The following is a 19,035-nucleotide window of genomic DNA, read 5'->3' as shown; positions in this document are numbered from 1 at the left end:
GACCGGCCCCGGCGCCGCCGTACGGCCAATGGTTCCGCTATGGCCGGAAGGCTCGCCCGATCGCGACGGCAACCGTAATGTCACATGGGTGTTGCCGTGGCGGAAGGGGTGCTCAATGACGACGGCCCGACATGAGGAGATCCTCGTCGCCGCGCTGGCGGTGTTCGCCGAGCGGGGCTACAAGAAGGCATCCATCGACGCCGTGGCCGAGCGCGCCGGCCTGACCCGACAGGGCGTACTGCACTACTTCCCGAGCAAGAAGCGGCTTCTCCTCGCCCTCGTCCAGCTCCGCGAGGACCTCGCCCGCGAACACCTTGCCGCCCTCCACACGGACTCCGGCGAGGACCTGCCCGGTCTGCTCGCCGAGGTCATCACCTACGACCACAAGAACCCCGGTCTCGCCCAGATACACAGCGTTCTCGTGGCCGAGGGCGTCACCGGCAGCGACGAGGCACAGCGGTTCTGCCACGACTACTACCGGTCGATCCAGGACCACACCGTCGAGCACCTCACCGCGCTCTACGGCGACCGCGTACCCAGCGGCCTGACCCCCCGAGCCGCCGCCACCGCCGTGGTGGCGATGCTCGAAGGGGTCCAGCAGCAGTGGATGCTCGACGAGGAGCAGACCGACTACCCCGAGATCATCCGCGATGTCATGGGCGTGCTGCTGGGGCCCACGCCTGTATGAAATCGGCCATCGCCGTCACGCTCTCCGGGTGCAGACTCACCGTGTCCGGCCGTACCCGGAGATCCACCGTGACACCGGAGTGGGCCGCGCGGGCGGCGAACGACAGCGAGTCGTCCAGCAGCGGATCGGTACCGGCGACCAGGAGTTGGATCGGCGGCAGCCCGTGCAGATTGGCGTGCAGCGGGCTCAGCAGCGGGTTGGTCCGGTCGGCGCCGCCCGCGAACCGGGCCGCGTGCAAACGGAGTTCGTCGATGTCGAAGCCCGGATCGGCAGCCGCGTTGAACAGCAGACTCGGCGCGTCCAACGTCAGATCGAGCAGCGCCGAGATCAGCACCGCACACTCCGGCTCCGGCGCCCCCATGTCCCGCAGCCGCACCAGCAGCGAGGCCGCGAGCCCGGCCCCCAACCGCTCACCGGCCAACGCGACCGGACCACGCGCCTGACACGAGCTGTATACGGCGTGCACGTCGTCCAACGCCCCCGGAAACGACGACCGGTACCGCGGGCACACCACAACTGCCCCTGTCCGCAGGGCGAGTCGCTCGGCGAGGTCCACCGCCGACTCCGGCGAACCCGACAACTGCCGGTCCCCGTGCAGATACAGGACGACGAGATCGCTCGCGTCCGGCGGCCGTACGATCGGCCCCACCGGACTCGACTCGACCCGTACCCGCCCGTCGCCGGCCGCCGCACGGTCCGTGTCCGCGCGTACGTCGGTCAGGTCGGCGCTCGCTCCAGTCGCCCCAACTCGTGTGTCACCCACGGGACATCACCCTCTCCGCTGCCTGCCAGTGCTCGTCGGACACCCAGAGGCGGGCGAAGGCGCGGGCCGCCTCCTCCTCCGGGACGGCTCCGCTCATCACGCGTTTGATCTCCCGCGCCGGATTGGTCGCCAGGGATCTGGCCAGGGTGCGCCAGCCCTCGGCGAACTCGGCGCGCGGGAGCACCAGTTCGAGCAGTCCGACGCGTTGGGCCTCGGCCGCGTCGAGCACGGTCCCGGCACCGGCGAGCATCAACGCCCGCCCCTTGCCGACCAGTTGGGCCAGGCGCTCGGCGCCGCCCCACGCTGGCATGATGGCCAGGGCGACCTGGTTGAAGCCGATCCGGATGTCGTCGGCGGCGACCCGGATGTCAGCGGCCACCGCTACCTCGGCGCCGCCGCCGAACGCGTGCCCGTTCAACGCGGCGATCACCGGTCCGGGGAAGGCCGCGATGCGATCGCAGATCCCCCTCATCCGCAGGGCCATGGCCATCGCGTCCTCCTCGGTCCGGATCGCACTCAGCTGTTTCAGGTCCCCGCCCGAGACGAACGCCCGGTCGCCGGCGCCCGTGACGACCAGGGCTTTGGCGCCCGCGGCCGCGTCGAGCGCCTTGTCGAGTTCGTCCATGGTGGTGGGGGCGATGGCGTTGCGGGCGTGCGGTCGGTCGATGGTGACGACCGCCAGGCCCTCGTCGAGTTCGAGATCTACGTCCATGGCCTCAGTCCTCGTATGCGACAGTGACGTGCGGGGTGGTCGGCTCGCCCTGGCAGGTCAGGACCCAGCCCTCGGCGATCTCGTCGTCGTCGAGCGCGTTGTTGACGCGCATCTTGGCCTCGCCTTCGGTGACTTGGGCGATGCAGGTGGCGCAGTTGCCCGCCTCGCAGGAGAACGGCGGGGCCAGACCCGCCCGACGCGCGCTCTCCAGAAACGTCTCGCCGGAGCGCTGCGCGAGCGTGTGCCGCTTGCCGGAGAGCACGAGCGTGAGGGTGCCGTCCTGTTCGGCAGGTTCCTCGGGTTCCTGCTCGGGGTTCTCCTGGAGCGGGCGATCGGCGGCGGCCTGCGCGAACCGCTCGACGAAGATCCGCTCCGGGGCGACTCCGTGGGCGAGAAGCGCGTTCTCCACCAACTCCATGAAGGGCGCGGGCCCACAGAGGTAGAAATCCGCGTCCGGGTCACCGCCCGCGAACTCCCGGACCTGGTCCGCGGTGACGAACCCCTGCCGGTCGTCGAGATGGTGCCGGACCTCGAACCGGTCCGGGTACCGCACGGCCAACTCGCCCAGCGCGACGCCGAAGATGACGGAACCGGCGTCCCGGTCGGCGGCCAGGACCCGCACCGGACGCCCGCTGCCGGCCAGCGCCGACTTGGCGAGCGACAGGATCGGGGTGATCCCGCTGCCCCCGCAGAACGCCACCACCGGTGTGGCCAACTCCCGTGCACCGCCTGCCTCGTCGCCCTCCCGCAGACAGAAAACCCCTGCTGGCAACGTGGTTTCGACGATGTCGCCGGGTGCGAGATGGTCGTGCATCCAGTTGGACACCAGGCCCCCCGGAACCCGCTTCACCGTCGTCATCAACTCGGCGTCCGTCTCGGGCGAACTGGACATGGAGTAACTGCGCAGCGTGCCACAGGCCTTGATCGTCACGAACTGGCCCGCCCGGTACGGGAAGGGCGCGTCGAGTACGTACGTCCGTGTGTCGGGCGTCTCCTGGATGATCCGTGTGATCCGCACCGGGTGGAACCCGTGGTCTCGTCCCATGTATGGAATTTACCTTCTCGCTCTGAGAGAGTGCAATTCTCAATGACGAGAGGAAGTTCCTGTCGTGCGAACGATCCCCGCTGAACTCGTCAACCGCTATGAGGCGGAGGGCTGGTGGACCAGTGAGACGATCGGTGACCTGCTGACGCGGGGACTGACGGCCGCCCCGGGGGCCGTGTTCCGCGTGCACTCGGCGGTACGCCCCTGGGAAGGGACCTTCGGTGAGGTCGAGTCGACGGCCCGCCGACTGGCCGCCGGACTGCGCGAACGCGGTGTCGGCCCCGGTGACGTCGTGGCGCTCCAACTGCCCAACTGGATGGAGGCCGCTGCCGTCTTCTGGGCCTCGGCGTTCCTCGGCGCGGTCGTGGTGCCGATCGTCCACTTCTACGGACGCAAGGAAGTCGGCTACATCCTGGACACGGTCCGGCCCAAGGTCTTCGTCACCGCCGAACGCTTCGGACACCTGCGCTACGACCCCGAGTTGAGCGCGAAGATCCCCGCGGTCGGCGTCGTGGGCCGGGACTTCGACGAGCTGCTCGCCGACGAACCGCTGCCCGGCGTCATACCGACGGACCCGTCCGCGCCCGCACTGATCGCCTTCACCTCCGGAACGACCCGCGACCCCAAGGGAGTTGTGCACAGCCACCGCACCCTGGGCTTCGAGACCCGCCAACTCGCCGGCCGCTACCCGCCGGACCGCGGTGACCAGCTCACCTCCGCACCCGTCGGCCACTTCATCGGCATGGTCAACGCCTTCCTGATCCCCGTCCTCGACGGCAGCCCGGTGAACCTCGCCGACACCTGGGACCCGGGCCTCGCCCTGGAGTTGATGGCCCGCGACGGCCTCACTGTCGGAGGCGGCGCCGCCTACTACATGACGAGCCTCCTCGACCACCCCGACTTCACGCCCGGCCACCTGACCCGGATGAAGTACGCGGGCCTCGGCGGCGCGGCCGTACCGAACGCGGTGACCAGACGCCTCGCGGACCTCGGCATCACGGTCTTCCGGGCCTACGGCAGCACCGAGCACCCCTCGATCACCGCCTCGGCCCACACGGCGCCCGAGGACAAGCGGCTCTACACCGACGGGGACGCGCTGGCCGGAGTGGAGATCCGGCTCGCGGAGGACGGCGAGATCCTCAGCCGCGGCCCGGACCTGTGCCTCGGCTACACCGACCCGGCCCTCACCGAGCGGGCCTTCGACGCGGACGGCTGGTACCGCACCGGCGACATCGGTGAGTTCGACGAGGACGGCTACCTCACCATCACCGACCGCAAGGCGGACGTCATCATCCGTGGCGGCGAGAACATCGGCGCGCTGGAGGTGGAGGAGGTTCTCCTCGCCCTCCCGGCCGTCGCCGAGGCCTCCGTTGTGGCCGCCCCGGACGCCCGCCTTGGCGAGCACGCGGCAGCCGTCGTGCGACTGCGGCCCGGTCACCCCGAACCCACCCTCGACGACCTCCGCGCCCACTTCGCCGCGGCGGGCCTGGCCCGCCAGAAGTGGCCGGAGGAACTGCACCTCGTCGAGGACTTCCCGCGGACCGCCAGCGGCAAGGTCCAGAAGTTCGTTCTCCGCAAGGACATTGCCGCCCATCAAGAGTGAGAATATGATTCTCGCAATCTGCGAAGGAGAATCTCATGCCATCGCGTGTGCCGCCGTATCCACTGTTCGACGCGGACAACCACCTGTATGAGACGGAGGATGCGCTCACTCGGTACCTGCCCAAGCAGTACGCGAGCGCCATCCAGTACGTGCAGGTGAAGGGCCGTACGAAGATCGCCATCCGCGGTCAGATCAGCGACTACATCCCCAACCCCACCTTCGAGGTCGTAGCCCGGCCCGGCGCGTGGGAGGACTACTTCCGCGAGGGGAACCCGGAGGGCAAGTCCCACCGGGAGCTGTTCGGCGAGCCGATGCGGTCGATCCCGGCGTTCCGCGAGCCCGGCCCACGCCTGGCGCTCATGGACGACCTGGGCATCCAGCAGACCCTGATGTTCCCGACCCTCGCCAGCCTGGTCGAGGAACGCATGCGGGACGACCCGGAGCTGATCCATGTCGTCGTGCACGCCCTCAACCAATGGCTGCACGAGACCTGGCAGTTCAACTACAAGAACCGCATTTTCACCACCCCGGTGATCAGCCTGCCGATCCTGGACAAGGCGATCGCCGAACTGGAGTGGTGCCTGGAGCGCGGCGCGAGGGCGATTCTCATCCGGCCCGCCCCGGTCCCGGGCTACGGCGGATCGCGGTCCTTCGCGCTGCCGGAGTTCGACCCCTTCTGGAAGCGGGTCGAGGAGGCGGGCGTGCTGGTCGCCATGCACTCCTCCGACAGCGGCTACTCGCGCTACTCCAGCGACTGGGAGGGCAAGAGCCAGGAGATGACGCCGTTCCAGGCGCAGGTCTTCCGGATGATGTCCGAGTGGCGCCCGGTCACCGATGCGGTCGCGTCCTGGGTCTGCCACGGAGCCCTGTTCCGCTTCCCGGAACTGAAGGTCTCGGTCATCGAGAACGGCTCTTCCTGGCTGCTGCCGCTCCTCGACCAACTGGGCAGCACCTACAAGAAGCAGCCGAAGGGCTTCCTGGGCGACCCGGTCGAGGAGGTCAGGAAGCGGATCCACATCAGCCCGTTCTGGGAGGAGGACATGGCCGCGCTCTCCGAGGTCGTCGGAGTCGAGCGCGTCCTGTTCGGGTCCGACTACCCGCACCCCGAGGGGCTGGCCGACCCGGTCTCCTACATCGACGCGCTCCAGGGCATGAAGGAGGCCGACCAGGCCAAGATCATGGGCGGCAACCTCGCCCGGTTGATCGGCGTATGACCTGGGAGAGCATCCCGCAGATGGTGCTGAGCGCGGCCGACCGCTTCGGTGATGCCGAAGCCGTGGTGGACGGCCCGCTCCGCCTCACGTTCACCGAGCTGGTCGAGCGGGTGCGTGTGGCTGCGGGTGCGTTCGCGTCGGCCGGGGTGGAGCAGGGCGACCGGGTCGCGATCTGGGCGCCCAACTCCGCCGAGTGGATCGTCGCCGCCTTCGGTCTGATGACCGCGGGCGGTGTGGTGGTGCCCGTCAACACCCGGTTCAAGGCGGACGAGGCGCACGACATCATCGTGCGCGGTGGTGCGAAGGCCGTTCTCGTCCAGGAGGGCTTCCTCGGCCTGGACTTCAAAGCACCGCCCGGTGTGCCGGTGATCGACCTCAAGTCCGGCTTCCTGGCAAGCGGTTCACCCTTCGAGCGGAAGGTGACCGGCGACCAGGTCAGCGACATCGTCTTCACCTCGGGTACCACCGGCCGGCCCAAGGGCGTCCTGATGACCCACGCCCAGACACTCCGGCTGTACGCGGAGTGGTGCGACCTGGCCGGGGTCCGGGAGGGCGACCGCTATCTGATCGTCAACCCGTTCTTCCACATCTTCGGCTTCAAGGCGGGCATGGTCGCGTCGCTCATCCGCGGCATGACCATCCTGCCCGTGCCCGTCTTCGACGTGGACACCGTCCTCGACCTGGTCGAGCGCGAGAAGGTGACGGTCCTGCCCGGCCCGCCCACGCTCTACCACTCACTGCTCACCGACCGCGGCACAAGAGACCTGTCCTCACTGCGAGTTGCGGTGACCGGAGCCGCCGACATCCCCGTCGAGCTGGTCCGCCGCGTGATGACCGAACTGCCCTTCACCTCGATCATGACGGGCTACGGCCTGACCGAGGCGGGGACAGCAACGGCCACCCGTCCTGGCGACTCCTTCGAGGACATCGCCACCACTGTCGGCACCCCCTGCGACGGCGTAGAGGTCCAAATCGCCGATGACGGCGAGGTGTTGGTCCGTGGCTACAGCGTGATGCGCGGCTACTTCAACGACCCCGACGCCACCGCCGAAGCCATCGACGAGGACGGCTGGCTGCACACCGGGGACCTCGGCACGCTCGACGAGCGTGGCTACCTGAGGATCGTCGGCCGCAAGAAGGACATGTTCATCGTCGGCGGCTTCAACGCCTACCCGGCCGAGATCGAGGGCTTCCTGATGGAACATTCGGCGGTCGCCCAGGCCGCCGTGATCGGCGTCCCCGACGAACGGATGGGACAGGTCGGCAAGGCCTTCGTCGTCCTCCGACAGCCGGTGACCGCCGACGAGTTGATCGAGTGGAGCCGGCTCCGGATGGCCGGGTTCAAGGTGCCCCGGACGGTGGAGTTCCTGACGGAACTGCCGCTGAACGCCACCGGAAAGGTGATGAAGGACCTCCTGCGATGACGCCTCCCACACCGCCCCAGGGCGACGACCTCATCCGGACCGCGTCCGGCCTGCCCCTCAAACCGGTCTACGGCCCCGACGACATCGCCGCCGAGCCACCCGCGCCGGGCAACTTCCCCTTCACGCGCGGCAATTACGCCACCGGCTACCGGGGACGGCTGTGGACACTGCGCCAGTACTCCGGCTTCGGCACCGCCGAGTCCTCCAACCGTCGCTACCACTACCTCCTCCAACAGGGCGGCACCGGACTCTCCGTGGCGCTCGACCTGCCCACCCAGTGCGGCTACGACTCCGACGACCCCGAAGTGGGCGAGGAGGTCGGCCGGGTGGGCGTCGCCGTCGACACGCTCGCCGACGCCGAGATCCTCTTCGAGGACATTCCCCTCGACAGGATCAGCACCAGCTTCACCATCAACGGAACGGCCGCGATCCTGCTCGCCTTCTACGTCGCGGCGGCCGAACGGGCGGGCGTACCCCGGGCGAAACTCACCGGGACGATCCAGAACGACATCCTCAAGGAGTACGCGTCCAGGGGCACTTGGATCTGGCCGGCCGAACCGTCGCTGCGACTCATCGCCGACACCATCGAGTTCTGCGCGGCCGAGGTACCCCGCTTCAACGCGATCTCCGTCGCCGGCTCGCACTTCCGCGACGCAGGCGCCAACGCAGTACAGGAGATGGCGTTCACGCTCGCCGACGGCGTCACCTACTGCGACACGGTGCTGGCCCGCGGTCGTATGACGATCGATCAGTTCGCCCCGCAGGTCTCCTTCTTCTTCTACACGCACGGCGACTTCTTCGAGGAGATCGCCAAGTACCGTGCCGGACGCAGGCGTTGGGCGACCATCGTGCGCGAGCGGTACGGGGCGGGCAGCGACAAGGCGGCCATGTTCCGCTTCGGCTGCGTGGCCGGAGGCGCCTCGCTGTACGCGCCGCAGGCACAGAACAACACCGTGCGCGTCGCCTACGAGGCACTCGCCTCGGTCCTCGGCGGCGTCCAGTCGATGTTCACGGCGGCCTGGGACGAACCGTTCGCCCTGCCCAGCGAGGAGTCGGCGACACTCGCGCTGCGCACCCAGCAGATTCTCGCTCATGAGACGGGCGTTACCCGGGTCGCCGACCCGCTCGGCGGCTCGTACTTCGTCGAGGCGCTCACCGACGCCACCGAGGCCCGCATCGTCGAGATCATGGACGACCTGGAGCGCTACGGCGGCATGGTCCGCGCCATCGAGGACGGCTATCTGCAGACCCTCATCGCGGACGAGGCCTACCAGTTGCACCGCGAGGTGGAGGCGGGCACCCGGCCGGTCGTCGGCGTCAACCGTTTCGTCGCGGACGAACCCCCGCACGACCTCGCCACGTACGAACTCGACGCGGAGGGCCGTGACCGGCAGTTGAAACGGCTCGCCGACGTCAAGGCCACCCGAGACGCGGCCCTCGTACGGCAACGCCTCACCGAACTGGCCCGCGCCGCGGAAGGTACCGAGAACCTCATGCCCATCCTGATCGACTGCGCCAACGCCTACTGCACGGTCGGCGAGCTGGTGGCCGCGCTCAAGGCGGTATGGGGCGAGTTCCAGCAGCCGGTGGTGTTCTGATGACCGCCCGCGTACTGGTCGCCAAACCGGGCCTCGACGGACACGACCGCGGGGCCAAGATCGTCGCGCGGGCACTGCGCGACGCGGGCTTCGAGGTGATCTTCACCGGCATACGGCAGCGCGTCGACGACATCGTGGCCGTCGCCGTCCAGGAGGACGTGGCCGTCGTCGGCCTCAGCATCCTCTCCGGCGCGCACCTCGCGCTCACCACCCGCGTGATCGAGGCACTGCGCGCCACGGGTTCCGAGGACATCGCCGTCGTGGTGGGCGGCACCATCCCGCCGGCCGACGTGCCGAAGCTGCTCTCGGCGGGAGCCGCCGCGGTCTTCCCCACGGGCACACCGCTCGACGCCCTCGTGGCCAAGATGCGCGCCCTGACATCCGTCACCTCGCCATGACCCGGCGGCGATCCGAAAACCTGGAGGCAGCGTGCGTATCGGAGTGATGATCGGGCCCGAACGCGGGGACTCGGTCCGCAAGGTCACGCGGATGATCGACGACGTGACATGGGCCGAGAAGGCGGGCTTCGACACCGTGTGGGTGCCGCAGATCCCGACCGACTTCGACGCGCTCACCGCGGTCGCGCTGATGGGCGCACGCACCGAACGGATCGAACTCGGCACCGCTGTCGTCCCGTTGCAGGCCCAGCACCCCATCGCCCTTGCCCGGCAGGCGATTTCGGCCCAGGCGGCGGCCGGCGGACGGCTCGCCCTTGGCCTCGGACCGTCCCACCACTGGATCATCCGCGACATGCTGGGACTGCCGTACGAGAAACCGGCCGCCCTCACCCGCGACTACCTGGACGTCCTGGACGCCGCGTTCGGCGGAACGGACATGGTCGATGTCGAGAACGACACTTTCACCGTCCACAACCCGCTCACCCTCGCCCCCGTCGCCCCGCTGCCGGTCCTGCTCGCGGCCCTGGGCCCGGTCATGCTGCGCCTCGCCGGAGAACGGGCCGACGGCACCGTGCTCTGGATGGCCGACGAACGCGCCGTCGCCGAACACGTCGTCCCCCGCATCACCAAGGCCGCCGAGAGCGCCGGACGCCCGGCACCGCGGATCGTCGCGGGCATCCCGGTCTGCCTGTGCAGCCCCGACCGGGTCGACGAGGCCCGCGAGCGCGCCAACCGCATCCTCGGCGAGGCCGAGATCTCGCCGAACTACCAACGCGTTCTCGAGTACGGCGACGCCCGCGACATCGGCGATCTGTGCGCGGCGGGCGACGAGAACGCCATTGCCGCCCGCTTCAAACGGTTCGCGGACGCCGGGGTCACCGACCTTTCCGTACGGCTGCTGCCCATCGGCGACAACCGCGACGAACTCGTCGCCTCCAAGTACCGCACCCGCGACATGCTCGCCGCCCTCGCCGCGGACCTGCGATGACCGCCGGACCGCTCGCCGGCATCCGCGTCCTGGAGGTCGGCCACATGCTGGCCGGCCCCTACGCCACGATGATGCTCGCCGACCTCGGCGCCGAGGTCACCAAGATCGAACCGCCGGGCGGTGACATCTCCCGCCAGGTGAGCGACGCCTACTTCGCCAGCCTCAACCGCGGCAAACGCAGCATCCGCCTCGACCTCACGACCGACGAAGGACAGGCCCGGCTCGGCGAACTCGTCGCCGACGCCCACGCGTTGCTCGTCAACCTCAAACCCACGGCCATCCACCGGCTGGGCCTGACGTACGACGTGCTGCGCAAGTGGAACGACCGGATCGTGTGCGTCGCGCTCACCGGATACGGACTGGAGGCGGGCGACGAGCCCGCCTTCGACTACGTGGTCCAGGCCGCCACCGGAGTCGCCGCCCTCACCGGCGACCCGGACGCGCCGCCGACGCTGCCCGGTTACTCCTCGGCCGACAACTCCTCAGGCCTGACAGCTGCCTTGGGCCTCCTCGCCCAGATCGTCTCCGGGCACGGCGGTCAAGTCGAGGTGTCCTTGTGGGATGTGATGCTGTCTCAGCTCAACTACCGCGCCTCCGCCTACCTCAACGAGGGCGTGGAGCCACGTCGGTTGCCGCTCGGCGCGCACTCCTACTACGTGCCGGCCCAGCTCTTTCCCACCGCCGAGGGCTACTTGGCGCTCTTCATCACCCACGACGGCTTCTGGAAGTCCTTCGCCACCGAGGCGGGCGTCCAGGGTTTCCCCACCATGGCCGAACGCGCGGAGCGGCGCGAGGAGGTGCTGGCCGCTGTGACGGATGCCCTGGCGGGCGACACCGCCGTGGCCTGGGAGGCGCGGCTGCGCCCACTCGGGGTGCCGGCGGCTGCCGTACGGACGCTGCCGCAGGCGTTGGCGGCGACGCCGGAGGCCGTGGTGAGGGCCGGGGACTTCCGGCTGGTGCGCAGTCCCGTGCGGGTCGAGGGGTACGAGCCCGAGTACGGGCCGCCGCCCCGACTGGGTGAGCATGACGTTTCCGGGGTGGTGGGGGAGTCGTGAGGGCGGAGGACCAGTTCCATCTCGGGCTTGTCGTCGAGGACTTCGAGGGGACGCTGGCCGAGTACTCGGCCGCGTTCGGGTACGAGTGGTGTGCCGAGATCGGCGGGGTGGTTCCGCTGACGCTGCCGACCGGAAACGCAGTTCTCGACATTAGCTGCGCGTACTCCCGGACGCTGCCTCGACTGGAGATCGTCCGACGTGTCCCGGGAACGCTGTGGGAGCCGGTGGACGGCGGAGGTGTGCACCACGTCGGTTACTGGTCCGACGACGTGGCCGCGGACGCGGCCGAACTCACCCGGCAGGGCTTCACGACCGAGGCGACCCGGGCCGGTTCCGGCGGCGCGCCCTTCGCCTTCCTGCGCGCCCCGAGCGGACTGCTCGTGGAACTCGTGGACCGGGTGGCGCAGCCGGGGCTGGAGAAGTTGTGGGGCCAGGGAGGAGAGGGAGCATGAGGACCGTAGGCATCGCGACCGGGGCCGGGCGTGGCATGGGACTGGCCTGCGCGCGGCGGCTCACCGACCTGGTGGACATAGTGCTGCTGGTGGACCGGGACGAGTCGGCCGTGACCACCGCCGCGAAGGAACTGGCCGCCGCGGACGACGAGATCGAGGTCGAGCCGTTCGTCCTCGATGTCACCGACCCGGCCGGACTGACCCAACTCGCTGCGCGGGCAGCCGAATTGGGCTCTCTCAGAGCCGTCTCCCACGCCGCCGGGATCTCGCCCACCATGGCCGACTGGCGACGCATCTTCGAGGTCGACCTCGTCGGCACCGCACGCCTCGCCGAGGCACTCCGCCCGCTCGCCACCGAGGGGACCGCGATGGTGTGCTTCGCCTCGATGGCCCCGCTCCTCGGCAACCTGGAGGCCGATCCCGCCGTAGCGGCGATCCTCGACGATCCGCTCCGGGACGACTTTCTCGACCGGTTGCGCGCGGCCCTCGGGCCTGCGGTGGAGAACACCGGTCTCGCGTACGCGTGGGCCAAGCACGGGGTGCACCGGTTCGTACGGCGGGAGGCGGTGCGGCTCGGGCCGTACGGAGCCCGGGTCTGTTCCGTCTCGCCGGGTGTCATCGACACCCCGCAGGGACAGCAGGAGGCCTCGGCCCAGCCCGCCATGGCCGCTCTGGTGGAGCAGACGCCGCTCGGGCGGGTGGGCCGGGCCGAGGACGTCGCGGCTGCGGTGGCGTTCCTGTTGTCGGACGAGGCCGCTTTCGTTTCCGGAATCGACGTTCTCGTCGACGGCGGGGTCTGTGCGGCGGTGCGAGAACGCGCCGGACGGTGACCGGTCGGCGGCTGTCGAAGGAGGCGCGCTGCTGAGGGAGCGCGCCGCTTCCTCAGCGCCGACGGCCGCTGCTGCGCCGGGCGGACCAGCCGGACCCCACACCGGCCGAGTGCGCGGCGAGGAAGGCGAGCCCGAGCAGCATGAGGCTCGTCGAGCTGAAGACGATCTGGGTCGACGTCTCGGTGACACGGATGATGAAGGCGATGAAGAAGAGTGCGGCCGCCACGAATGCAAGCATCTGTTAACCCCTACGGATAGACGGCGAGCCACCGGTGATCCCGGTGGCTGCGCCGTTGTCTCCCGAGTGCCCCGGAAGATGCCGAACAGTCATGCGCGTCCCGCGTCGCCCGCAGGCCAACTGCCGTTCAGGCAAGGGATTCCGAGCGCTGGACGGTCCCCGTGATCCCGGTGGCGTCCTGGCCCGCGAGCAGGACGGCGGCCCGCGCCATCGCCTCCGGAGGCTCCACCATCTCCGGCGGAATCTCCCGGCCCCCGCCACCCGCCTGCCAGCCCTCCGTGAGCACCACCCGTGACGGAGCAAGGCAGTTGACGGCGATGTTGTCCTTCTCCAGATCGGCGGCGAGCCCCAAGTAGAGGCGCTCCACTGCCGCCTTGGACACCCAGTACGCGTTCGCGCCCCGGTCCGTCATGCCCACCCCGCCGGTCGTCACGGCCACCAACGAACCGCCGCCACGCGCCCGTACGTGCGGAATCACCGCCCGGGTCACCAGGAACACCCCGGTCAGATTGACGTCCAGCGACAACTGCCAGCGTTTGAGCGGCGTCGACTCGACCGGGCCCAGCCACAGCACCCCGGCGTTGGCGATGAGAATGTCGATTCCGCCGAACTCCGCGACCGTGGCGGCGACGGCCGCGTCGACCGACGCCTCGTCGCTCACGTCACAGTGCACCGGCAGGGCACGTCCGCCCGCCGCGGTGATCCGATCCGCGACCGAGTGGATCGTCCCGGGCAGCCGACCCTCCCGCTCGGAACGCGCGGCCACGGCGACCGAGGCACCCGCCTCCGCGAGCGCCACCGCGACCGTACGGCCGATGCCACGGCTGGCGCCCGCGACGAACGCGACCTTGCCCTTCAACTGCCCGCTCACGCCCGTCACTTGACTCATCCCGGTTACTTCGGCGGGAACCGGAGGGCGCCGTCGAGACGGACGACCTCGCCGTTGAGATAGTCGTTCTCGACGATGTGCTGCACGAGACCCGCGTACTCGACCGGCAGCCCCATGCGCTTCGGGTACGGGATCTGCGGCCCCCAGTAGGCCTCCAACTGGTCGCCCGCCTTGCCGTAGGCCGGTGTGTTGAAGGTGCCCGGCGCGATCGTGACGACCCGGATGCCGAGCGGGGAGAGATCGCGGGCGGCGACCAGGGTCATGCTGACGACCCCGCCTTTGGCCGCCGCGTAAGGGAGTTGGCCGATCTGGCCCTCGTACGCGGCGATCGAGGCCGTGCTGACGATGACGCCCCGGCCGCCGTCCAGCGGTTCCTGGCGGGCGATGGCGGCCGCGGCCAGCCGCATCACGTTGAACACGCCGGTGAGATACACGTCGATCGTCGTGCGGAAACCCGCGAGGTCGAGGGGCGAGCCGTCCTTGCCGACGAGCCGGCCACCGCTCGCCGGACCACCGTGCGCGTCCACCGAGATCCGCAGCGGTCCCGCCGACTCGGCCTCGGCCAGGGCCGCCTGGACATCGTCCTCGGAGGTGGCGTCGGTGCGCACATAGCGCACACCCAACTCCTGCTCCAGGGCCTTGCCCTTCTCATCGGCCAGATCGGCTACGACGACCTTCGCTCCCGCCGCGTGCAGTCGACGGACGGTGGCCTCGCCCAGGCCGCCCGCCCCGCCGACGACCACCGCGGAGCTCCCACTGATCTGCATCAAGGATTTCCTCTCTTGCGAACAGCGCTCTAGTGAGACGAGAATAGCATTCTCATGAATATAACCATGATTCTCGAGATGGTGGCCTCGGGCGGCGACCGACCGGTGGTCACGGCGAACGGCCGCTCCCTGACCGCCTCGGACCTGCTCGCCCGCGCCCGCGCCGCCGCGCACCGCTTCCAGGGCCGCCCGGCCGTGCTCTATCTGAGCCCCAGTCACCTCGCCTACCCGGTCGCCCTGTTCGGCGCCGCCCTGGCGGGCATCCCGTTCATCCCCCTCAACTACCGCCTCGGCGAACACCAGTTGGCCCGCCTCCTGGCCCGTCACCCCGACGCCCTCGTACTGCGCCCCGTCGACCTCGACGCCCTGCTCAGCGCCGAAGAGGACGCTGAGGCACCAGAGTTGGCCCCGGACCAGGACTCCCTGGACCAGGACTCCGTCGCGGTGGTCCTCTACACCAGCGGCACGACCGCCGAACCCAAGGCCGCACTGCTGCGCCACCGACACCTGATGGCCTACGTCCTGAACACCCAGGAGTTCGCCTCGGCGGGCGAGGGCGACGCGGCGCTGGTGGCCGTTCCGCCGTACCACGTGGCCGGGTTGATGAACCTGCTCACGAACCTCTACTCCGGCCGCCGCCTCGTGTACCTGCCCGCGTTCGACGCGGGGGAGTGGCTGTCGACCGCGCGCCGCGAGCAGGTCACACACGCACTCGTCGTGCCCACCATGCTGGCCCGCATCGTCGCCGAGGTCCCGGCCGGCGACGCCGGTACACCCACGCTCCGGAGCCTCGCCTACGGCGGGGCCAGAACCCCGCGGCCGGTGGTGGAACGGGCGCTGGAGATCTTCCCCGGCACCGGGTTCGTGAACGCGTACGGCCTGACGGAGACGACCTCGTCGGTCGCCGTGCTGGGGCCCGACGACCACCGCGAGGCACTCGCGGCGTCCGACCCGGCCGTACGGGACCGACTCGGCTCCGTGGGACGGTCGTTGCCCGGCGTCGAGATCGAGATCCGCGCCGACGACGGAAAGCCGGCCCCTGCCGGGGAGACCGGGCTCGTGTTCGTGCGCGGGGAGCAGATCTCCGGCGAGTACGGCGGACGCAGTGCCCTGGACGTTGGGGGCACCTCCCAGCCCCCTGGGGCTGGGGGAGGCTGGTTCTCCACCCGGGACCGGGGTCGACTGGACGCCGACGGCTATCTGTTCATCGAGGGACGCGCCGACGACACCATCATTCGCGGCGGCGAGAACATCGCTCCCGCCGAGATAGAGGACGTTCTCGTCGCCCACCCCGGGATCGTCGAGGCGGCGGTGATCGGCGTGCCCGACCCCGAGTGGGGGCAGCGGATCGTCGCCGTCGTGGTCGGCGAGGGTGACCCGGCGGAGGTCCGCCAATGGGTCAAGGAGCGACTGCGCTCCTCCAAGACCCCCGACACGATCGTGTTCCGTGCCGAACTCCCCAAGACCGAGACCGGAAAGCTGCTGCGCCGCACCCTGCTGGCCGAGTTGGAGACCACCCATGCCTGAAGCAGTCCTCGTGTCCGCCCTGCGCACCCCTGTCGGCACCGCCGTCAAGGGCACCCTGCGCGACACCACCGCGTTCGACCTGGCCCACCACATCGTTGCCGCAGCCGCCGTCACGGACGGGCTCGACCCGGACGCGATCGACGACGTGATCCTCGGCGAGGGCCTCTACGGCGGCGGGGTCGTCGCCCGGCACGCGGCACTGACCGTCGGCCTCACCGCCGTACCGGGCCTCGCCCACAACCGCCACTGCGCCGCGGGTCTCGCGGCCGTGCAGAGCGCTGCGGCGAGCATCCGCGCGGGCATGGACGAACTCGTCATCGCCGGCGGCGTCAACTCGGCTTCCACTTCCCCGAAACAGCGTTTCCGCGTCGACGGGGAGTGGGTCGAACCCTGGAGCCCGCCCACGCACCCCGACCGGCCCGACGCCCCCAACCTGGACATGTCGATCACGGTCGGCTGGAACACCGCCGTACGGGCCGGACTCACCCGCGCCGACATGGACGCATGGGCCCTGCGCTCCCACCAGAACGCCATTCGCGCCATCGACGAAGGGCGTTTCGACGCGGAGCTGGTGCCCATCGACACACCGCACGGCCTCTTCTCCGTCGACGAACACCCCCGCCGCACCACGAGCCTGGAGAAACTGGCCTCGCTCAAGCCGCTCCACCCGGAGATCGACGGCTTCTCCATCACGGCCGGCAACGCGGGCGGTGCCAACGACGGTGCGGCTGCTCTGGTGGTGGCCAGCGACCGGCTGGGCCTGCCCGCCCTCGCCGTCGTCCGGTCCTGGGCGTCGATCGGCGCCGACCCCGCCGAGACGGGCCTCACCCCGGTGAAGGTGATCCCCAAAGCCCTTGCCCGCGCCGGACTTTCGACCGCCGACGTCGACCTCTTCGAGATCAACGAGGCCTTCGCCGCCGTGCCCGTCGCCGCGGTGAAACTGCTCAAGCTCGACCCCGACCGCGTGAACGTCAACGGCAGCGGCTGCTCCCTCGGCCACCCGGTCGCCGCGACCGGCGCCCGGATGCTGGTCACGCTCGTGCACGAACTGCGTCGCCGTGGTGGCGGCATCGGCGTCGCCGCGATGTGCGCGGGCGGCGGCATGGGCTCGGCCACGGTCATCGAGGTACCGGCGCCGTAACGGGCGAGTTCTCGGTGCCGGTGCCGGTGCCGGTAGCGGAGAGCGTTGGCGAAGTGGGCGAAGTGGGCGAAGTGAAGGGAACTGCGTGGAAGGCTTGAAGAAGAAGGTCGTTCTCGTCGCCGGCGCGGCCACCGGGCTGGGGGCCGCCTCCGCCCGGCGGCTGGCCGACGAGGGCGCGCGAGTCGTCGTCGGCGACCTCGACCTCGACGGAGCTCGGCGGACCGCCTCGGTCATTGCTGACGCCGGTGGCCAGGCGGTCGCGGTGGGCTTCGACATCGTCGACGGGACCTCGGTCCGCGAACTCGTACGGACCACCGTGCGGACGTACGGCGGTCTGGACGCCGTGCACATCAACGCGGGCGACATGGGCGCCGTCTCCCAGGACACCGACGTCGTCGACATGGACCTCGCGGTGTGGGACCGGACGTTCGCCGTCAATCTGCGGGGCCACATGCTCGTCACCCGGAACGCCGTTCCCGAACTCCTGGCCCGAGGCGGCGGTGCGATCGTCTACACCTCGTCCATCGCGGCCTTCACCGGCGAGGCCGCGCGCCCCGCGTACTCGGCGACCAAGGCGGGCATCAACGTCCTCGCCCGCCATGTCGCCTCCCGCTGGGGCAGGGCGGGCATCCGTGCCAACGCGGTCGCGCCGGGCCTGATCCTGACGCAGGCCATCCAAGAAGGCGCGGCACCCGACCTGTTGGAGGCGCTGCTCGCCCGGACCCGCAGCACCCGGCACGGTCGGGCCGACGACGTCGCCGGCATGGTGGCCCACCTCATGTCCGACGAGGGAGCCTGGATCAACGGGCAGGTCATCAACGTCGACGGCGGCACCGTCATGCGCTGAACGCTGAACGCTGAGCGCCGTGCGGAGACGGGCGGCTACGCGATCGTACGGAAACGCAACAACGCCTCCTGCGCGAACGAGGCGACCAGGGACCCCCGCGCGGTGAGCACATCGCCCCGGCCGTAACAGCGGCCGTGGGCGAGCAGCGGGCTCTGATGGCGCAGGAGCAGCCACTCGTCCGTGGTGAAAGGGCGGTGGAACCACACCGTGTGCGCGGTGACGGCAGAGGAGAACGCCGTTCCCGAGTCGTGCTGGGTGACGCTTTCCAGCGGGCGGAGCGCCGTTCCGATCAGGCTCAGGTCGCTCGCGTACGCCGTCAACGCCGGGGCCAGCTCCGGGGCGACGGTCGGCGTGCGCATCCACAGGTCGTACTCGGGCGGCTCCGACTTCGGCGAGTCCACATCCACGACGGCCCGCGTGTCCCAGGGAAGCAGCGAGAGATCCACGTCGTGCTCCGCCCCCGGCACCGCAGGCAGCGGGAACGCGATCTGCTGGTCGGGACCTTCCTCGTGGGAGTGCAGCGATACGGCCGCCACGGCAGCGACTCCCTGTGTCTGCCGCGCCATCACCGTCAACATGGCGAAGGAACCGCCCTCATGATGACGCGTCACCTCGTACCGCACCGGCTCCTGCGGCCGTCCCGCCCGCGCGAACTGCACATGAAGGCTCTTGACCGCCTTGTCGGGGCAGGCCAGTTGGGCGGCACGGATGCTCTGGGCGAGCAACTGCCCGCCGAAGATGCGGTGGTAGCCGAGTTCTTGGTTCCGGCCCTCGAACGCGCCATCGGGGCGGGTGTCGAGGGCCAGGCAGGAAAGCAGGTCGCTCCACAGATCGGTCACTGATGTCACTCCTCGGT

The 19,035-nt window shown here is 70.0% G+C and carries 20 protein-coding genes; 13 read left to right on the top strand and 7 right to left on the bottom strand.

What is annotated here, in order from left to right:
- Positions 1-115 precede the first annotated feature (115 nt).
- Positions 116-688, top strand: coding sequence for a TetR/AcrR family transcriptional regulator (locus tag OG588_RS02130; protein ID WP_366095168.1), 573 nt, complete (start codon positions 116-118; stop codon positions 686-688).
- Here the strand turns inward: OG588_RS02130 and OG588_RS02125 are convergent.
- Genes OG588_RS02125 through OG588_RS02115 form a run of 3 tightly spaced genes read right to left on the bottom strand, consistent with a single transcriptional unit; the run spans position 654 to position 3,208 of the window.
- Positions 654-1,451: an alpha/beta hydrolase fold domain-containing protein gene (locus OG588_RS02125; protein WP_405945764.1), complete on the bottom strand. Its 798-nt coding sequence runs from the start codon at positions 1,449-1,451 to the stop codon at positions 654-656. The genes OG588_RS02130 and OG588_RS02125 overlap by 35 nt on opposite strands.
- Positions 1,444-2,163 carry an enoyl-CoA hydratase/isomerase family protein gene (locus OG588_RS02120; RefSeq protein ID WP_405945763.1) on the bottom strand — a complete coding sequence of 240 codons (720 nt, stop codon included), beginning with the start codon at positions 2,161-2,163 and terminating at the stop codon, positions 1,444-1,446. Before OG588_RS02120 ends, OG588_RS02125 begins: the two co-directional genes overlap by 8 nt.
- Before the next feature lie 4 nt (positions 2,164-2,167).
- Complete coding sequence (locus tag OG588_RS02115; RefSeq protein ID WP_405945762.1) at positions 2,168-3,208, bottom strand: 2Fe-2S iron-sulfur cluster-binding protein; 1,041 nt, start codon at positions 3,206-3,208, stop codon at positions 2,168-2,170.
- 64 nt (positions 3,209-3,272) lie between these two features.
- On the opposite strand from OG588_RS02115, the gene OG588_RS02110 reads away from it, so the two are divergent.
- The 9 genes from OG588_RS02110 to OG588_RS02070 are packed head-to-tail and all read left to right on the top strand — an operon-like array spanning position 3,273 to position 12,770.
- Positions 3,273-4,811 carry an AMP-binding protein gene (locus tag OG588_RS02110; protein ID WP_405945761.1) on the top strand — a complete coding sequence of 513 codons (1,539 nt, stop codon included), beginning with the start codon at positions 3,273-3,275 and terminating at the stop codon, positions 4,809-4,811.
- A 35-nt stretch (positions 4,812-4,846) separates the two neighbouring features.
- Positions 4,847-6,025: an amidohydrolase family protein gene (locus OG588_RS02105; protein ID WP_033282959.1), complete on the top strand. Its 1,179-nt coding sequence runs from the start codon at positions 4,847-4,849 to the stop codon at positions 6,023-6,025.
- Positions 6,022-7,449, top strand: a complete 1,428-nt coding sequence (locus tag OG588_RS02100; protein ID WP_405945760.1) for a FadD3 family acyl-CoA ligase — start codon at positions 6,022-6,024, stop codon at positions 7,447-7,449. The genes OG588_RS02105 and OG588_RS02100 overlap by 4 nt, the downstream gene beginning before the upstream one ends.
- On the top strand, positions 7,446-9,047 hold the full coding sequence (locus OG588_RS02095) for a methylmalonyl-CoA mutase family protein (RefSeq protein WP_405945759.1): 1,602 nt from the start codon (positions 7,446-7,448) through the stop codon (positions 9,045-9,047). The genes OG588_RS02100 and OG588_RS02095 overlap by 4 nt, the downstream gene beginning before the upstream one ends.
- Positions 9,047-9,445: a cobalamin B12-binding domain-containing protein gene (locus tag OG588_RS02090; RefSeq protein WP_366095177.1), complete on the top strand. Its 399-nt coding sequence runs from the start codon at positions 9,047-9,049 to the stop codon at positions 9,443-9,445. The genes OG588_RS02095 and OG588_RS02090 overlap by 1 nt, the downstream gene beginning before the upstream one ends.
- 31 nt (positions 9,446-9,476) lie before the next feature.
- Positions 9,477-10,433: an LLM class F420-dependent oxidoreductase gene (locus OG588_RS02085; protein WP_405945758.1), complete on the top strand. Its 957-nt coding sequence runs from the start codon at positions 9,477-9,479 to the stop codon at positions 10,431-10,433.
- Complete coding sequence (locus OG588_RS02080; protein WP_405945757.1) at positions 10,430-11,488, top strand: CaiB/BaiF CoA transferase family protein; 1,059 nt, start codon at positions 10,430-10,432, stop codon at positions 11,486-11,488. The genes OG588_RS02085 and OG588_RS02080 overlap by 4 nt, the downstream gene beginning before the upstream one ends.
- Positions 11,485-11,940: a VOC family protein gene (locus OG588_RS02075; protein WP_405945756.1), complete on the top strand. Its 456-nt coding sequence runs from the start codon at positions 11,485-11,487 to the stop codon at positions 11,938-11,940. The genes OG588_RS02080 and OG588_RS02075 overlap by 4 nt, the downstream gene beginning before the upstream one ends.
- The gene (locus OG588_RS02070) at positions 11,937-12,770 is read left to right on the top strand and encodes an SDR family oxidoreductase (protein ID WP_405945755.1); all 834 of its coding nucleotides are present in this window, start codon (positions 11,937-11,939) and stop codon (positions 12,768-12,770) included. Before OG588_RS02075 ends, OG588_RS02070 begins: the two co-directional genes overlap by 4 nt.
- 52 nt (positions 12,771-12,822) lie before the next feature.
- Here OG588_RS02070 and OG588_RS02065 read toward each other — a convergent pair whose 3' ends face one another.
- From OG588_RS02065 to OG588_RS02055, 3 genes are all read right to left on the bottom strand, one after another.
- Complete coding sequence (locus tag OG588_RS02065) at positions 12,823-13,008, bottom strand: hypothetical protein (RefSeq protein ID WP_328685609.1); 186 nt, start codon at positions 13,006-13,008, stop codon at positions 12,823-12,825.
- A gap of 127 nt (positions 13,009-13,135) precedes the next feature.
- On the bottom strand, positions 13,136-13,897 hold the full coding sequence (locus tag OG588_RS02060; protein ID WP_405945754.1) for an SDR family NAD(P)-dependent oxidoreductase: 762 nt from the start codon (positions 13,895-13,897) through the stop codon (positions 13,136-13,138).
- 5 nt (positions 13,898-13,902) lie between these two features.
- Positions 13,903-14,664 carry an SDR family NAD(P)-dependent oxidoreductase gene (locus tag OG588_RS02055; RefSeq protein WP_366095185.1) on the bottom strand — a complete coding sequence of 254 codons (762 nt, stop codon included), beginning with the start codon at positions 14,662-14,664 and terminating at the stop codon, positions 13,903-13,905.
- Between the two features lie 66 nt (positions 14,665-14,730).
- Here OG588_RS02055 and OG588_RS02050 point away from each other — a divergent pair, with 66 nt between their 5' ends.
- The 3 genes from OG588_RS02050 (at position 14,731) to OG588_RS02040 (ending at position 18,179) form a co-directional block, all read left to right on the top strand.
- Positions 14,731-16,191: a class I adenylate-forming enzyme family protein gene (locus tag OG588_RS02050; RefSeq protein WP_405945753.1), complete on the top strand. Its 1,461-nt coding sequence runs from the start codon at positions 14,731-14,733 to the stop codon at positions 16,189-16,191.
- Positions 16,184-17,332 carry a thiolase family protein gene (locus OG588_RS02045; protein WP_405945752.1) on the top strand — a complete coding sequence of 383 codons (1,149 nt, stop codon included), beginning with the start codon at positions 16,184-16,186 and terminating at the stop codon, positions 17,330-17,332. Before OG588_RS02050 ends, OG588_RS02045 begins: the two co-directional genes overlap by 8 nt.
- An 85-nt stretch (positions 17,333-17,417) precedes the next feature.
- Complete coding sequence (locus OG588_RS02040; protein ID WP_405945751.1) at positions 17,418-18,179, top strand: SDR family NAD(P)-dependent oxidoreductase; 762 nt, start codon at positions 17,418-17,420, stop codon at positions 18,177-18,179.
- Positions 18,180-18,214: 35 nt separating this feature from the next.
- Here the strand turns inward: OG588_RS02040 and OG588_RS02035 are convergent, their stop codons facing one another.
- Positions 18,215-19,018: an acyl-CoA thioesterase domain-containing protein gene (locus OG588_RS02035; RefSeq protein ID WP_366095189.1), complete on the bottom strand. Its 804-nt coding sequence runs from the start codon at positions 19,016-19,018 to the stop codon at positions 18,215-18,217.
- Positions 19,019-19,035: the final 17 nt, after the last annotated feature.

This window comes from Streptomyces prunicolor, assembly GCF_045162825.1.
Lineage (GTDB): Bacteria > Actinomycetota > Actinomycetes > Streptomycetales > Streptomycetaceae > Streptomyces > Streptomyces prunicolor.
This window is presented reverse-complemented; position numbering and strand designations above follow the sequence as displayed.

Bases quoted from the DNA above. Each gene is read 5' to 3' on its own strand.
- OG588_RS02130 (WP_366095168.1), top strand. From the start codon at position 116: ATGACGACGGCCCGACATGAGGAGATCCTCGTCGCCGCGCTGGCGGTG.
- OG588_RS02120 (WP_405945763.1), bottom strand. From the start codon at position 2,163: ATGGACGTAGATCTCGAACTCGACGAGGGCCTGGCGGTCGTCACCATC.
- OG588_RS02115 (WP_405945762.1), bottom strand. From the start codon at position 3,208: ATGGGACGAGACCACGGGTTCCACCCGGTGCGGATCACACGGATCATC.
- OG588_RS02105 (WP_033282959.1), top strand. From the start codon at position 4,847: ATGCCATCGCGTGTGCCGCCGTATCCACTGTTCGACGCGGACAACCAC.
- OG588_RS02100 (WP_405945760.1), top strand. From the start codon at position 6,022: ATGACCTGGGAGAGCATCCCGCAGATGGTGCTGAGCGCGGCCGACCGC.
- OG588_RS02095 (WP_405945759.1), top strand. From the start codon at position 7,446: ATGACGCCTCCCACACCGCCCCAGGGCGACGACCTCATCCGGACCGCG.
- OG588_RS02090 (WP_366095177.1), top strand. From the start codon at position 9,047: ATGACCGCCCGCGTACTGGTCGCCAAACCGGGCCTCGACGGACACGAC.
- OG588_RS02080 (WP_405945757.1), top strand. From the start codon at position 10,430: ATGACCGCCGGACCGCTCGCCGGCATCCGCGTCCTGGAGGTCGGCCAC.
- OG588_RS02070 (WP_405945755.1), top strand. From the start codon at position 11,937: ATGAGGACCGTAGGCATCGCGACCGGGGCCGGGCGTGGCATGGGACTG.
- OG588_RS02065 (WP_328685609.1), bottom strand. From the start codon at position 13,008: ATGCTTGCATTCGTGGCGGCCGCACTCTTCTTCATCGCCTTCATCATC.
- OG588_RS02060 (WP_405945754.1), bottom strand. From the start codon at position 13,897: ATGAGTCAAGTGACGGGCGTGAGCGGGCAGTTGAAGGGCAAGGTCGCG.
- OG588_RS02055 (WP_366095185.1), bottom strand. From the start codon at position 14,664: ATGCAGATCAGTGGGAGCTCCGCGGTGGTCGTCGGCGGGGCGGGCGGC.
- OG588_RS02050 (WP_405945753.1), top strand. From the start codon at position 14,731: ATGATTCTCGAGATGGTGGCCTCGGGCGGCGACCGACCGGTGGTCACG.
- OG588_RS02045 (WP_405945752.1), top strand. From the start codon at position 16,184: ATGCCTGAAGCAGTCCTCGTGTCCGCCCTGCGCACCCCTGTCGGCACC.